The following is a 14,866-nucleotide window of genomic DNA, read 5'->3' as shown; positions in this document are numbered from 1 at the left end:
ATGTTTGCGCTAACATGCGATGCTCAACATCAACAAGGTATGCCCGAACAAGCTCAAAAAGCTTGCTCGGGTATAGTCGTTATCCAGATTAAGACAGGAAGCATCATGGGCGTTACCTTTAAGGAAGTCGCAGAGCGCGCCGGCGTATCCACCCAAACCGTATCGCGGGTCACCAATGGCTCGCCCAGCGTGGCCCCCCGCACCCGCGAGCGAGTGTTAGCCGCCATTGAAGAGCTGGGCTACACCCCCAACCAAGGCGCGCAGATGCTCAGCCGTGGCAAGGTAAAACTGCTCGGGCTGATTACCCTCGACATCCACCTGCATGGGATCTCGCTGATTGCCAGCAGCATTCGCCGTCACGCCGAGTTAGTGGACCACGGTGTGAGCATCTCGGTGGTCTCCGACCCCGAGCTGGAGCTGCTGCACAACGCCATTCGCAAGCTGCGCGCCCAAAGCATTGAGGCGATGATCATCAACGTGCCCGTTAGTCAGGAGTGCGCAGAGCAACTGGTGGAGCACTACCCTCACCTGCATCTGGTGTTTATCGACGTACCGGCCACCGCCAATGTGCCCTCGGTATGTGCCAACCACTTCGACGGCGCACTGGCCGCCGCCAAGCACTTAGCAGCCTTGGACCGCCAACACTTTGTGTTGATAGCCGGCCCGCAACACTCCTTTGCCGCCAGCGAACGTTTGCGCGCCTGGCAAAGCGCCCTGCACGCCGAGCAAATCGTAGCCACCTACGAAGGTGATTGGAGCACCGAAAGCGGCTACCTAAAAATGCGGGAGCACTTAGTACAAGGCCAGCCAGTGGATGCGGTACTCGTCGCCAGCGACCAGATGGCATTGGGCGCGTTGCGCGCGCTACATGAATATGGCCTGAGCGTGCCCGCCGCCGTGTCCATCGTCGGCTTCGATAACATGCAAGACAGCGCCTTTTTCCAACCGCCACTGACCACCATCGAGCAAGACTTCCAGCAGATCGGCCAAATGGCGGTCAAGCAAGCCCTCGACCCACAACCGCGCCACCAAGAGCTGCCCACACACCTTATCGAGCGCAAAAGCACCGCCAAGCCACAGCAAGGCAATGAGCAACCCAACGCCCAGGCGCTGCTACAGCAACTGTCGAAACTGATTGATAACTAAGGGCCTGGCCCTAGGAGATTTGGGGCCGCAAAAGGCGAGAGCGGCTCGATAAAGAAAGTTGCTTAAATTGTGCCCAAACAATGGCTTAGCGTCTTTTCAAAGCGCTTCCCCGCGCTATAATAAAGCCGTCTCCTCATAGCTCAACAGGATAGAGCAGTCGCCTCCTAAGCGATCGATCGGGGTTCGAGTCCCTGTGAGGAGGCCAAATCGCCTTACCTTCCCTTATAAATCAATACTATGAATATTCACCAACGTAGCCGTGCCGACGCTGTGCCGTGTTGATATTTGTGGATTTGGTTACTCAAAGCAATCTCAAACTTAAGACTCTCTATATCGAAGACTATGCCGAGGCCGCTAAGCCCACTCGACGGCTAAGGATTGGAGACGTTATATACATATGTCTGGTACTACTGCTATCCCTCAGCCGATATCTGGCAAACGCTGCACTTTAGTTACGTTTCATATGAACCCCACCTTGGAGTTCTGGCAATATTAGAAGTGGTTGATAAGGCGTATTGAAGCTCGTAAGCAGACCAACCAAACGTTCTGTCCGCCTCCCGATTAGTGAAACAGTTCAGCTATTGGTCGGTTTGAGTCGGTAACACACTCATGCCCCATTAAGTGTTAGGGAAGCCTGCATCACTACTGGCATAGATATACAGTATTGGGAATATAATCTGTTTGAGCCGGCTAGTGTGCTCTCTTTCTTGCTATGTATCCTCCACGACACGGCTAACCGCTTGTTGTAAAAGCTTATTTTCAAGTGATAAAGTAGACATTATGTGGTGGATACATAGCGTAATGCTCTGTTTAAAGAGAGCCCTGTGCTATTGAATAAGATGTTGTGTGTCTATCCGAGCAGTGCTTAAGGAAGTCGAATGGAATTCAAATTACCGCCCGGATTATTCGGGCTCATTAAGAACTGGCTAGAAAAATTGATTTTTCTTCGGGCATATATCATTTCTCACAATGACTATGTTTCTCGTACATCAAAACTACACTTTAAAGAGCTAGCCGATGAGATTGACTATGATGTTAAACTAGCAAGTCGGTATATTTCAAACAACGAAGTTCCGATGTCTAAGTTATATGTAAAGACAGGTAAAAATAACGTTTACACCCGTTTTTCTGGATATGTAAAGGCTTTCTCTGGGAATGTTTGCTATCAAAATTCGATAGATCTTGAACTGATCTCAGATGACCAAGTTGTTATAACTCACTTACCGTCAATACCTTTGAAGGACATAACCATCGATGACGATGGAGTTTATACTACATATAGCGAAGTTACATTATCTGGTGTTTTTTATGGTGAAGGTGGAGTAACTAAGGAAGTCAGTGAAACATTCGGTTTTCCAACTTATACCGAGTTCCTAAATAGCACTTGGAGTAGAAAGTGGGACCACGTATGGAACTTAGACTTCCTAGAGTTCGAATTTGGTGAAATGAGGCATGCGCTTATTTACACTTTGGCTGGACCATTTGCTTTTATGGTGCACTCGAATACATATGTAGGTTTTTGGGGAAAAGTAAAGAAACTATGGGATAAACTCGTTCTAAACGTATTAGCCAATAAAAAAGCACTAAAGGTATATTGGTGGGTAACTATGCCACTTAGAGTTAGGCGTTGGCAAACACATAACAAACAATTTAAGGGTGATTCCTAACGCTTGGGACTTTTGGTTCTAATTTGAGTAAAGTGTTTACGGTGGTTTGGTTGAGTTTCGTGGTAGCGTTACTCACACCTTAATTGGGCGTTATTCCCCACTTCCCTAGCTCATTTCTGTCCAAAAGCGTGTTATGTAACAGCCTCCATATGGCGGATTATCTCCGCCCTATCCCGCTCATTTAACCTCAGATACCTCCTCAAGGCCTAACTTACGATCAGACGGGATGAACTCAGTTTTTGGATCACCCCACACCTAGAGCTTAATCTCCCGCAACTCCTGTCAAATACTCTCAATATCCAAATGTGCAGAGTTACTTGCTTTAAAGCCAAGCTGAGTAATGCTGCGCCGCCATAAGCTCCCCTTCCCTGCCTTCTCCGTTTACAACAACCCAAGCCCCATCCCCAGATTTGCCTCAGCTCACAGTTAAATGCCCCAAAACCGCTATTTTGTGACCAGCAACACCAAACACATAATCACCTGTTGAACATATGATGCGTGGGCGTATGTTAGCTAGTGTTAACCAAGGGTATTTACACTAATTACTTTAATAGTGGTTTATTTGCTTGTTACATATAGCAAAACCTTATGGGAAAGGGGCGTTTTCACCCTAAAAGATGCCTGTTAGGCGTCATCACTGGTTTAGCATCGTAACCGCAAACATTCTGCAAGCTTGTGTTCAAGATTGCTCATATGAACACTCGCTGGTCATACTCTTGTTTCTTGTACTTTTGGATTAGGAGTGTTCCATGCAGCGCTTGATTAATCGACCTGACGAGGTTGTCGAAGATTCTGTCCGTGGCTATGTCAAAGCCAATCAACACCTGCTGTCTAGTACAGATAACCCTAGAGTAATCAAATCAAACTGGTCCCCAACCAAGGGCAAGGTCGGTATTGTCACGGGCGGTGGCTCTGGGCATGAGCCGGCTTTCATCGGTTACGTAGGTAAGAACCTGGTTGATGCGGTGGCCATTGGTGAGATCTTCTCCTCCCCTTCCGCGAAACACTTTGCTGATGCCATGCGCGCCGCAAACGGTGGTGCCGGTGTCGCTTGCCTATATGGCAATTACGCTGGCGATAACATGAACGTAAAAATGGCCGTCAAGATGCTCAAACGTGAAGGCATTGAGGTTAAGACGGTTGTCGCCAACGACGACGTTGCCAGTGCCCCTTTGGATGAAAAGCACAAGCGCCGTGGCGTGGCCGGTGAGATCTTAATGTGGAAGGTGGCAGGCGCTGCGGCCGCACAAGGCTACGATCTTGACCAAGTGATTGCGGTTGCCCAAAAGGCTATCGACAATACGCTGTCGGTGGGGATTGGCCTCTCCTCGTGCACCATTCCAGATGTTGGTCACCCTAACTTCAACATTGACCCGGGCAAGATGGAAATCGGTATTGGCCACCATGGTGAACCCGGTGTGTCTGTCGAAGACATATGCAGCGCAGACGTCGCTACGCGCAAAATGCTCGATACCATCTTGCATGACGAGCTGTTCGCCTCTGGCGATGAGGTCGTGGTGCTGATATCAGGCTTAGGTGCCACCCCTATCAACGAACTCTACATTGTCTATGACTCGCTGTGCGACATGTTAGACGCGCACAAAATCACCATTGAAGAGAACTTCATTGGCAACCTGTTCACCTCGCTCGACATGATGGGCGCCACGCTCACCATGATGAAGCTCGATGACGAGCTCAAACAACTCGTCCAAGCGCCATGCCAATCTACCGGCCTTTCTAAATTCTAAATAAGGGACAGTTTTATGATTATCTTGAGTTGCGAGAATTTAATTAAAGTGGCAAATAAAATCATCGAGTCCAAGCAATACCTCAGTGATCTCGATGGCCTGATTGCCGATGGCGACCACGGCATCAATATGGCCAAGGGCTTTTCGATGGCTAAAGAGCAGATCCTTGCTTGTTCCCCTGCGCCGAGCTTTGCTGAATCCAGCGAGATGATTGCATCCACCTTATTCAATGATATTGGCGGCTCGATGGGACCTATCTACGGCACCATTTTCTTCTCCCTGAGCGAAGTGCTAGACCGCGACCAAATCGAAGCGGTAGCGCTGTATAACGCCTTTAAGTTTGCCAACGAAGAGCTGATGGATATCAGCGAGGCAAGAAAGGGCGACAAAACCCTGATGGATACCCTCGCCTGCGCACTAGAGTCGATGTCGCTCGCCATCGCCGACGATAAATCTGACCCAGAAATTCTGGCGGCCTTCTCTGAGGGTGCAAAACAGGGCTGGGAATCAACCAAAGAGATGGTGGCGAAATTTGGCCGAGCCTCTCGCTTAGGCGAGCGTTCCATAGGCGTGTTAGATGCAGGTGCCACCTCCTGTTACCTGATTATTAGCACCTTGGTCGACAGCATTGTTGCAGATTTGGATTAGCCGCGCGCCCAGCGCATCGCGAGTTCGCGTTTGCGTGCCCTGATTACCTTGTCGCTCAAATCTTGCCGCTCATATAAGGGGGAACCATGTCTTCAAAGTTCTTAGACGGCCAACTTGGCTTTTTACTGTTGGTGAATGCCCTGGTCGTGATCGCCTCACTGTTTTTGGTGGGGCCGCGGTTTGTTGGCCTGTATAACCTGCAGTCGATGGCGATCCAGCTCTCTGAGCTTGGTTTGTTAGCCTTTGGCGTGATGTTGGCCATGTCGGCCGGTCGGGGCGGTATCGATTTGTCGGGCGTGGCACTGGCAAACCTATCGGGTGTTATCGCGTTTATGCTCACCCCCACCTTTGCCACCGCCACAGAGTCGCCGTTGCTGTATTGCTGGGTGTTTGCGGGCTTTTGCTTACTCACAGGCCTGGCCGGTGGATTGCTAAATGGCGCATTGGTGGGCTATGCCGGGCTAACGCCGATTATCGCGACGCTGGGCACACAAATGCTGTTTACCGGCATCGCGGTGGGTTTGACTGGGGGCTCGGCGCTGCGGCTGGGCTTTATCGAACCGCTGGATGATTTTGCTAATACCTCGGTATTGGGTATTCCGATCAGCTTTGGCTTGTTTTTGGCCATTGCCGGGGTACTTGCCCTTTTCTTGAAGTACTCCTCGTATGGGGTCCGCCTTTACCTACTTGGCAGCAACGACAATGCGGCCAAGTTCTCCGGTATCAAGGTGAAGCGGATGTACCTTATCACCTACACCTTAGCGGGGCTGCTGGCCTCAGTTGCCGGGGTTATCATCGCCGCACGAACCTCCAGCGTGAAATGGGACTATGGCTCGAGCTACGTCATGGTTGCCATATTGATCGCAGTAATGGCCGGGGTGAAACCCGAGGGCGGCTTTGGCCGGGTGATCTGTGTGTTGATGTCGGCGATTGCCCTACAACTTATGTCTAGCCTGTTTAATTTTATGGCGATCTCCAACTTCTTCCGCGACTGCGCTTGGGGATTGTTACTACTGATCTTTTTGTTCGCCAGCAAAGTCAATATCACCGATTTCCTAAGATTGCGGCCGTCACCCGCAACCAAATAGTTAGCGCCAGAATTTGCCTGATTAAACCCTACGTTCAGGCAGAGCCAAGGAGAAATAACAATGAGGAACATCAAAATGCGCAAATCTACATTCTTACTCAGTAGTCTGTCGCTGTTAGTTGCAGCTAGCGTTGCCCTACCGGCTGTGTCGGCAGAAAAAGAGATTGCCACCGTGGTCAAGGTGACCGGTGAGAACTGGTTTACCCGTATGGGCCAAGGCGTTGAGGCCTTTGGCGCAGAAACCGATGGGGTAAAAGCCCGCCAGGTTGGCCCGGCAAAGGCTGATGCCGCCCAGCAAGTTGCCATTATTCAGGACTTAATCGCTCAAGGTGTTGATGCCATTACCGTTGTCCCGATGGACCCTTCTGCGCTGGAAGGCGTGTTCCGACGCGCCATGCAGCGCGGCATTGTTATCACAACCCACGAGGCGGATAACGTGCAAAACACCATGGTCGACATGGAAGCCTTCGATAACTTCGAGTTTGGTGCCAACTTCAACCAGAAGCTTGCCGAGTGTATGGGCCATCAAGGCCAGTGGACCTCCTTTGTAGGCTCATTGGGCAGCCTGACTCACGTACAGTGGGCCGATGGCGGTGCCCAGTATGCCGAGCAATACCCAGAGATGGAGCTGGTATCGCCGAAGAACGAAAGCTTCAACGATGCTAACCGCGCATACGAGCAGGCCAAGGAGATACTGCGCTCCTACCCTGACATTAAAGGCTTTCAGGGTGGCTCGGCGATCGACGTTATCGGCATTGGCCGCGCTGTAGAGGAAGCGGGGCTTATCGGCAAAGTCTGTGTTGTTGGACTTGGCCTACCTCAGGATACCGGCCCTTATCTGGAGAGTGGCGCAGTACAGTACATCTCGTTCTGGGACCCGAAAGATGCCGGGATGGTGATGAATATCCTGACCAACATGACCCTGAATGGCGAAGAGATTAAGAGCGGCATGGACCTTGGGGTTCCCGGTTACAACGACATTCAGGTCACTCAAGGCCCCGGCGAGGGCATCATTGTGCGTGGGCAAGCATGGGTTGATGTAGACGTATCAAACTACAAGGATTACCCATTCTAATCCTCGTCATTGGTTCAGGCGGGGTACACCGGGGTACTCCGCTTGCTAAGGCAATAACCTCATAAGGAGTCTGGAGTGATGGCGGCGCAACCGATTGAACAAGCTCTCCCTACTACTCGCGATAGCTCAGCCACTGCATTTATTGAGCTGCACGAGATCCACAAGCGTTTTGGTGGTGTGCATGCCTTAAAAGGCGTCAGCCTCAACATTGAGCCAGGCCAGATCTACCACTTACTGGGCGAGAATGGCTGTGGCAAGAGTACCTTGATCAAGGTTATCGCTGGGGCGCACCCTGCCTCATCGGGACACTTGAAGGTGAATGGCGAAACCGTCTCGGATTTTAGCTCCATCAAAGCACTCTCACTGGGTATTGAAACGGTCTACCAAGACCTGTCGCTGCTGCCCAACCTCACGGTGGCTGAGAATATTGGGCTGAGCCAACAGCTAGTCAAATCAAACGGAAAGCTCTATCGCAAGCTAGACAGCGCTGCGCTAATTCAAACTGCCAAACAAGCGTTAAGAATTGTTGAGCTACCCGTTACTCCTACCTTCTTAAACACTCAGGTCGATCGCCTGCCGATTGCCACCCGCCAGTTGGTAGCGATAGCAAGAGCGGTGGCCGGAAGCGCCGGATTGGTGATTATGGATGAGCCAACCACGGCACTGACCAAGAGTGAAGTGGATAACCTTATCGCTGTGGTGCGCAAGCTGCAGGCCGAGGGCGTTGCGGTGCTTTTCGTCACTCACAAGCTGGACGAGTGTAAAGAGATTGGCGGTATCGGCCTGGTGATGCGCGACGGCGAGCTGGTTTGCCAGTGCGACATTGCCGATTTGAGCAAGCAGCGCATCGGCTACCTAATGACCGGGCGCGAAATAGAACAAGGGCGTTACCGCGCGCCGCAGCAAGCCGGTGAGCGGCTGTTAACGGTGAACCAACTTGGCAAGACTGGGGCCTTCAGCAACGTTAACTTCTCGCTGGCGAAAGGCGAGATCTTAGGTATTACCGGCCTGCTGGACTCGGGCCGTAATGAGTTACCCAAAGCGCTGGCGGGTGTGGAGCCAGCCAGTGAAGGCACGATACAGCTCAATGGCCGCCTACTTAGCCTTCATCAAGTCGATGATGCCGTGAAGGCGGGTATTGGCTATGTGCCGGAAGATCGGCTAACCGAGGGCTTATTCTTAGATAAGCCGATTCTCGACAATGCCGTGATGGGCATTCTGGACAAACTGCGCGGCCAGCTTGGCTTAATCGACAAACACCGAGCGACCGAGCATACCGAGAATATGGTCAACGATTTGGCGGTGGTCGCGAGTGATGTGAAGGCACCAGTAAAATCGCTAAGCGGTGGCAACCAGCAAAAAGTGTTGATTGGTCGCTGGCTGGCGACCGACCCGCAGCTTCTTATTCTTCATGGCCCAACGGTGGGCGTTGATGTCGGCTCCAAAGATACGATTTATCGAATAATTCAGCAGCAAGCAGAATCCGGCATGGGGGTGATTATCATCAGTGATGACCTCCCTGAGTTGATTCAAAACTGTGACCGTATCGCGGTGATGTCTGACGGCAGAATGAAAACCATTGTCCCCGTGGAAGAGCTGACCGAACAGCAGTTGTATACCCATATCGCGAGTGGCAACAAAGCTACACAAGGAGTTGCGCTATGACCGCAATAAGCGACACCAATACCAAAACGATGGACATCTCCGACAGTGCGAATGTATATCAAAAGTTGCAGCAGTGGCTGGTTAATCATCCGATTATGTTTCCACTGTTGCTGATCATCATCGTCTGCCTAGTGGTGGGCACGATTGCCCCCTCTTTTTGGCAGATGGCCAACGTGTTCGACATTCTCCGTGCCTCAGTGATTCGTGGGCTATTCGCCCTCGGGGTACTGGTAGTGCTTGCCGCAGGCGGGCTGGAGGTGTCTTTTACCTCTGTTGCGGCCTTGGTGATGTACTCAGTTACCATGTTAGTGACCAACTACATGCCCGAGCTGGGATTTTTCCCCATCATGGTTATGGGGGCCATAGGTGGCACCCTGCTAGGTGTGGTGAACGGCCTGTTGGTGAATACCTTAAAAGCGCCGTCGCTGATTGTAACTATCGGTACCCAATACGCGTTCCGCGGGTTCCTGTTGACCTTTATCGGTACCGCACTGTTTATGAACATCCCCGCATCAATGGAGCAGTTTGGCCAGATCACGCTGGTGACCTTAACCAACGATGCAGGCTTCGAGGTGAAGCTACCGGCCTATGTGCTGGTGTTGTTAGCCGCTGCCCTACTCACCTGGTTTATTCTCAACCACACGTTGATGGGGCGCGCTATCTATGCGACCGGTGGTAACCCGGATATCGCCGAACGCTTGGGATTTAAAGTGCCGCAAGTACAGCTATTTGTTTTCGCCTACGCGGGCTTTCTGGCTGGGATCGCCGGCATTTTACATGTGTCGTCCAATCGCTTGGCCAACCCCTTCGACCTTGCGGGTACCGAACTTGCGGTGATTGCCGCAGTGGTGCTGGGGGGGGCGCGGATTACCGGTGGCTCCGGCTCTGTAGGCGGCACCATGCTCGGGGTTATCCTTATTACCTTGGTGAGTAACGTACTGATCTTGGTTGGGATACCCAGCACTTGGCAAACCGCTATCCTTGGTAGCTTTATTCTGATTGCCGGTTTGTTCTTCTGCTTTACCGACAAGAAGCAAGCCTGAGGCTCGGCTTCTCACCTAACAAGCCAAACATATGCTCGCAAGCGTAACAGTGCGCTTGCGAGCCTCGGCTTTTGTAGCTTCGCCATCCTAATTCGAACATATGATGAACCGTTTGGGTGTTTGATGTGCTTAGTACTGCTGGGCGAAGCAGTAAGGATGAGCGCTTCAACTGCGCTGTGTTTGATTCACGCCTGCAGTGAGGCTTACTAGGAGTTGACTTTCGGGAGTGCCAGTCGCAAGACCTGGCTTGTTTAAAGCCAGGCCAGCGGTCTAGGGGAGCAAGCTGTTAAGGACTTGCGATTAGCCAGGAGCTAGGCGTTTTGCTGCTCTAGCTCGTGGATCCGCTCTACTTTTGCCGTCGACGGCCCATCAACAAACTCGCATGACAGCCAGGTGGAGACGATGCGCTTTGCCAGCTCCGAGCCAATCACCCTCGCCCCCATGGTGATGATCTGGGCGTTGTTGCTTAACTGGGCTCGCTCGGCGGAAAAGGTATCGTGACATAGCGCGGCGCGGATGCCGCGGACCTTGTTGGCCATGATGCATACGCCGATACCGGTGCCGCATAGGATGATGCCGCGTGGTTGATGCTGGTGCTTAACCGCTAACGCGACTCGCGCGGCGACATCGGCATAAAGCTCATCGGGGTCGTGACCGTGATTGTGATCGACCACCTCAAAGCCTAGCGATAACAGGTGTTGCGTAATTACATTCTTCAGCTCAATAGCAGCATTATCACAGCCTATTGCAATCTTCATGTTAAGCCTCATATGTTCATATAGCGCACATTTGAATATGCCAGATCAGCGGATTACATACAAGAATTCCTGTTAAAACCCGTAGTTACGATCACTCAAACCGTTTGTGGCGCGAAAACATTCACCAAACCACCAATCGAATGATCGCATTATAAACATAGGTTCACGCATCGTGGGAGAAGTTAAACGGCAGCGAATGCAGCAATTACCCAGGCATTTGGAGCAAGGATGGTAGTGGACTAGGCGAGCTAAATAAAAGCTTGAACAAACAGTTGAACAATCGAGAATGGAGACGCTAAATCAGCGGGGCTTAGTCGCTGCCCTACGACGATTCCCCGCTTAATGAGGTTTGCTTCTTAGGCCAGTCACACATGACCGGAGCCAGAAAAGCACACCGTAACAATGACAGTGACCGCGCCCTATCCAGCGACTAACGCTAGGCTTTGTTTTGCTTAAGGTCGTCGAGATTTATGATTGCCATGGCGTTGGAGACACTGGTAGCCAGTACGTCGATCACGCCGGTGCGCAAGGCTCCCAGCAAAGAAAGCGACTTGCTGCTCTCAGAGGCGACGGCGATAACCTCGGGGATCTGCTTGAACTCCTCAATATTGAGGCCAATGATACGGTCGCTCATTATGTTGTGCGAGGTGTTGCCATGGATATCGAAGAAGTCGTAGCCGGCGATATCACCGATAACCCCATGGTGCATGCGCGCATCGCTGACTTCCTGAGCACTAAACCAACCCAGATCGACCATATAGCTATTGCTACTCATATCGCCCACCCCCACCAATGCCATATCGGCCTTTCGTGCGAGATCAAGGGTTTGCGTAATGGTGGGGTTCGCCATCAAGCTGGCGCGAATGGTTGGGTCGTTCACAAAAGCAGGGGCGTAAAGCGTTTCGCTGCTACCACCAAACTTCTTCACCAACTGTCGGCAAATGTGGTCGGCATTGGTCAGCCCGCCGCGCGGGTGGATACCACCGATGCCACACACAAACCGGCAGTTACGCTTGGCTGTCACTCCCATATACTCGGCCACTGCAGAGATATTCCTCCCCTGCCCAACGGTGACGACTGTGTCATCGGTGAGTGCATTAGATAGGTAACCGGATACCAAGCCGGCGACTAAGCTACGCTGCTCTTCCTCATGTGGCTGATCTAGCGCAATTAAGGCGCGCTTAATCCCGAAGCGATCAATGAGCTGTTGCTCAAGGTTGGCCGAGAACACCGGATGATACTTCACGGTGATTTCTACAATCCCTTCTTCGCGGGCTTTTCTTAGCAACCGGCCCACTTTGATCCGAGACACGGCAAAGCGTTTCGAGATCTCTTCCTGGGTGGCGCCATTCTGGTAATAGGCCATGGCGATCTCAGTCAGAAGATCGGTTTCATCCGGTAACTGCAAATCCATAGTTTTTTCCTTAAGTCTTTGTGAACGCTTGCTTCCGCCACACCAACAAAAATATCGCTATCGTTCATATGTAATCACATCGAAATCATACTCACAACGTATACATAGCCAAAACAGCGAGGCCAGCTCAATAAACACGCACCATTACGCGCTGAGCGAATGCTTTACGCGTCACACTATTGACAATCAACTTATACAACAGCCTAAACATTTGGCATTATAATGAACATATGAACACAGAGAGGGTAATCAGTATGGCTAATCAACTCAGTGAACTTAAACGCTACTCAACCATCGTTGCAGACACTGGCGATATCTCAGAGATCACCACCTATGCGCCGCAGGATGCCACAACCAATCCATCCCTCATTCTAAAAGCGGCACAATTATCTCATTATAAGCAATTGATTAATAATGTTTTAAGTGAAGTTCGCCAACTGAACTTACCCCGCCAGCAAGCGGTTGAAGAAGCGTGTGACCGACTAGCGGTACAGATAGGCTGCGAGATCCTCTCGATGATTCCGGGGCGTATCTCTACCGAGGTGAGCGCGACACTCTCTTACGACATCGAGGCTAGCCTCGCTAAGGCCCGCAAGCTTGTTGCACTCTACAACGACGCCGGAGTGCCCAATCAACGGATACTGATCAAGCTGGCTGCGACTTGGCAAGGCATTCGCGCAGCGCAGATACTGGAACGAGAAGGGATCAACTGCAATCTAACTTTGCTGTTTTCATTTGCCCAAGCTCGGGCGTGCGCAGAAGCAGGTGTCTACCTAATCTCACCTTTTGTGGGCAGAATCACCGACTGGTACCAAGCCCGGGGGGCCGGAGAGTTTACCCCTGAGACAGACCCGGGGGTTCGCTCGGTAAAACAGATCTATCAGTACTATAAGCAGCACGATTATCCCACCGTGGTAATGGCGGCAAGCTTCCGAAATGTGGGTCAAATCACCGCGCTAGCCGGTTGTGACCGCCTAACCATTAACCCCCACCTGCTGGAAAAACTCAGTTATGGGGAAGCGGCCTTATCGCGCGCACTAAGCCCCGACAGTGCTCATCAAGCGCGCCCCTTCCCCTTGTCCCAAAGTGAGTTTTTGTGGGAGCACAACCAAGATGCCATGGCGTCGGAAAAGCTCGCGGAAGGGATTCGTAACTTCGCCATCGATCAGCACAAACTTGAGACGATGATGGCGTCGCTAATGTTCGACCAAGTTGAACAGCCACCAATGGTGGCGACTGTTTAAACTCGAGAACCACTGACAGATATGGGGCTTGTGCCTGAATCATCATAAGTCTGGATAGTATTCAGTACGATCAGGTGTTTGCCTCTATCGCATATTGAGACGCATTCCATGGGTAGCACTTGATACTCACAGAGGCGCCAACACCACCGTTCAGGCTGCAACATTCAAGTTCGAATGTAGTACGATTCCAGGTCATAAATTTAGCACCTGCTGCACTCTTTCAGCATTCCAGTTTCAGGCAGTATCTTGCGAGCCCCCGACTTCGTGAGTCAGCTTAAACTTCCAGAAGTCGCGTTGTTGAGATGATCACAATTCGCAGGAATGCACCTTTAGCTTCCTGCTCAAACTGCGAAAATTAACATAACAATCAATTGGACAGGGGCAGCATTGATGCATGCTCAGCGCGTCGAATATCGGGACCCTACACTTATTAACCGCATTCTTAAGTGGCTACTCTGGCTGCTGTTGGTGTCGATATCCTTATTGTTTGCCAGCCATCTTTTTGAGCTTGTATTTGAGTACTCGGGCTATCAGCAGGAACAGCTTCGTGAAATGGGGGTGCCTTACTTCCCGCGTACCGCTGAGCTCACCGGCAGTTACCTCATCGTGATGGTGAGTTGCAGCGTGGCCATGTTGTCTTGGATTTATCGCTGCAACTACAACCTGCATCAGTTGGGGGCCAAGGGGCTGCGCTTCAGTCCGTTCCAGTCGATTGCCTGGTATTTCGTGCCTGTCGCGTTCTTCTGGAAACCCTATCAAGCGATGGTTGAACTGTGTCGCCATATTCATACCCTGGAAGGCAAAACCAAGCCGGTTCCGACCTTCCTGTTGCGCTTATGGTGGATAAGCTTTGTAACGCATTTTCTAGCGCACTTGCTTAATCCGCTTCACTCGCTCCCTAATGCCCTGCACTCACCCGAGGCGGCGTGCTTGCTGGTGACCGATATGCTAAGCATTACCCTGCTTAGCACAACCCTGTTGTTGGTTGGCCATATCAATCAATCACTCGATCAAATCGCCCACCGCCATGTGGGTGCCTTCGCCAGCCTGGCATGTAAATATCCACCTTCTAAAGAAGGTGGCTTTGAATGAGCCCCCTCGAAGGGGGCCTTTGTCTAGTGCAGCGCCAACTCACCTTGCTCTTGACGCTCAACTTTCTCTTGATGTCTTACATATCGGCGTATGATTTCTTCGTTAATACCCACAGTATCTACGAAATACCCTCGCTGCCAAAAGTGGTTGCCCCAAAGCTTGTTCTTCCTCAAGTACGGAAACTTGTTGAATAGCTTCAGAGCTATCTTCCCTTTTAGCGCCCCCATCAGCTTGGAAACACTCAGCTTTGGCGGAACCTTTACAATCAAGTGTACGTGG

Annotated in this window: 13 protein-coding genes and 1 tRNA gene; 11 read left to right on the top strand and 3 right to left on the bottom strand. The window is 51.4% G+C overall.

What is annotated here, in order from left to right:
* Nucleotides 1-105 precede the first annotated feature (105 nt).
* From G461_RS0106925 to G461_RS23550, 9 genes are all read left to right on the top strand, one after another.
* Nucleotides 106-1,146: a LacI family DNA-binding transcriptional regulator gene (locus tag G461_RS0106925; RefSeq protein ID WP_026971289.1), complete on the top strand. Its 1,041-nt coding sequence runs from the start codon at nt 106-108 to the stop codon at nt 1,144-1,146.
* Nucleotides 1,147-1,275: 129 nt separating this feature from the next.
* A tRNA-Arg gene (locus tag G461_RS0106920) sits at nt 1,276-1,351 on the top strand.
* Between the two features lie 673 nt (nt 1,352-2,024).
* Nucleotides 2,025-2,813 (top strand): hypothetical protein, encoded by a 789-nt coding sequence (locus G461_RS26210; protein ID WP_026971288.1) that lies wholly within the window; start codon nt 2,025-2,027, stop codon nt 2,811-2,813.
* A 749-nt stretch (nt 2,814-3,562) separates the two neighbouring features.
* The gene (locus G461_RS0106910) at nt 3,563-4,561 is read left to right on the top strand and encodes a dihydroxyacetone kinase subunit DhaK (protein WP_026971287.1); all 999 of its coding nucleotides are present in this window, start codon (nt 3,563-3,565) and stop codon (nt 4,559-4,561) included.
* A gap of 15 nt (nt 4,562-4,576) precedes the next feature.
* Complete coding sequence (dhaL, locus tag G461_RS0106905; protein ID WP_026971286.1) at nt 4,577-5,209, top strand: dihydroxyacetone kinase subunit DhaL; 633 nt, start codon at nt 4,577-4,579, stop codon at nt 5,207-5,209.
* An 86-nt stretch (nt 5,210-5,295) separates the two neighbouring features.
* Entirely contained in the window at nt 5,296-6,297 is a 1,002-nt protein-coding gene (locus G461_RS0106900) for an ABC transporter permease (protein WP_026971285.1), read from the top strand.
* Nucleotides 6,298-6,372: 75 nt separating this feature from the next.
* Nucleotides 6,373-7,371, top strand: a complete 999-nt coding sequence (locus tag G461_RS0106895; RefSeq protein ID WP_035479671.1) for an autoinducer 2 ABC transporter substrate-binding protein — start codon at nt 6,373-6,375, stop codon at nt 7,369-7,371.
* Nucleotides 7,372-7,449: 78 nt separating this feature from the next.
* The gene (locus tag G461_RS0106890) at nt 7,450-9,036 is read left to right on the top strand and encodes a sugar ABC transporter ATP-binding protein (RefSeq protein ID WP_051333415.1); all 1,587 of its coding nucleotides are present in this window, start codon (nt 7,450-7,452) and stop codon (nt 9,034-9,036) included.
* On the top strand, nt 9,033-10,079 hold the full coding sequence (locus tag G461_RS23550) for an ABC transporter permease (RefSeq protein WP_084429070.1): 1,047 nt from the start codon (nt 9,033-9,035) through the stop codon (nt 10,077-10,079). The genes G461_RS0106890 and G461_RS23550 overlap by 4 nt, the downstream gene beginning before the upstream one ends.
* Before the next feature lie 311 nt (nt 10,080-10,390).
* Here the strand turns inward: G461_RS23550 and G461_RS0106880 are convergent, their stop codons facing one another.
* Complete coding sequence (locus tag G461_RS0106880; RefSeq protein WP_026971282.1) at nt 10,391-10,837, bottom strand: RpiB/LacA/LacB family sugar-phosphate isomerase; 447 nt, start codon at nt 10,835-10,837, stop codon at nt 10,391-10,393.
* A 436-nt stretch (nt 10,838-11,273) separates the two neighbouring features.
* Nucleotides 11,274-12,251, bottom strand: coding sequence for a sugar-binding transcriptional regulator (locus G461_RS0106875; protein ID WP_026971281.1), 978 nt, complete (start codon nt 12,249-12,251; stop codon nt 11,274-11,276).
* A gap of 254 nt (nt 12,252-12,505) precedes the next feature.
* On the opposite strand from G461_RS0106875, the gene tal reads away from it, so the two are divergent.
* The gene (gene tal, locus G461_RS23545; RefSeq protein ID WP_051333414.1) at nt 12,506-13,495 is read left to right on the top strand and encodes a transaldolase; all 990 of its coding nucleotides are present in this window, start codon (nt 12,506-12,508) and stop codon (nt 13,493-13,495) included.
* A 390-nt stretch (nt 13,496-13,885) separates the two neighbouring features.
* Entirely contained in the window at nt 13,886-14,587 is a 702-nt protein-coding gene (locus G461_RS25435) for a DUF4328 domain-containing protein (protein ID WP_026971280.1), read from the top strand.
* A 23-nt stretch (nt 14,588-14,610) separates the two neighbouring features.
* On the opposite strand, the gene tnpA is transcribed toward G461_RS25435, so the two are convergent.
* The coding region (gene tnpA / locus G461_RS0106860; RefSeq protein WP_026971035.1) for an IS200/IS605 family transposase at nt 14,611-14,866 on the bottom strand (256 nt) is incomplete at its 5' end.

Source organism: Aliagarivorans marinus DSM 23064 (genome assembly GCF_000429485.1).
Classification (GTDB): Bacteria; Pseudomonadota; Gammaproteobacteria; order Enterobacterales; family Celerinatantimonadaceae; genus Aliagarivorans; species Aliagarivorans marinus.
This window is presented reverse-complemented; position numbering and strand designations above follow the sequence as displayed.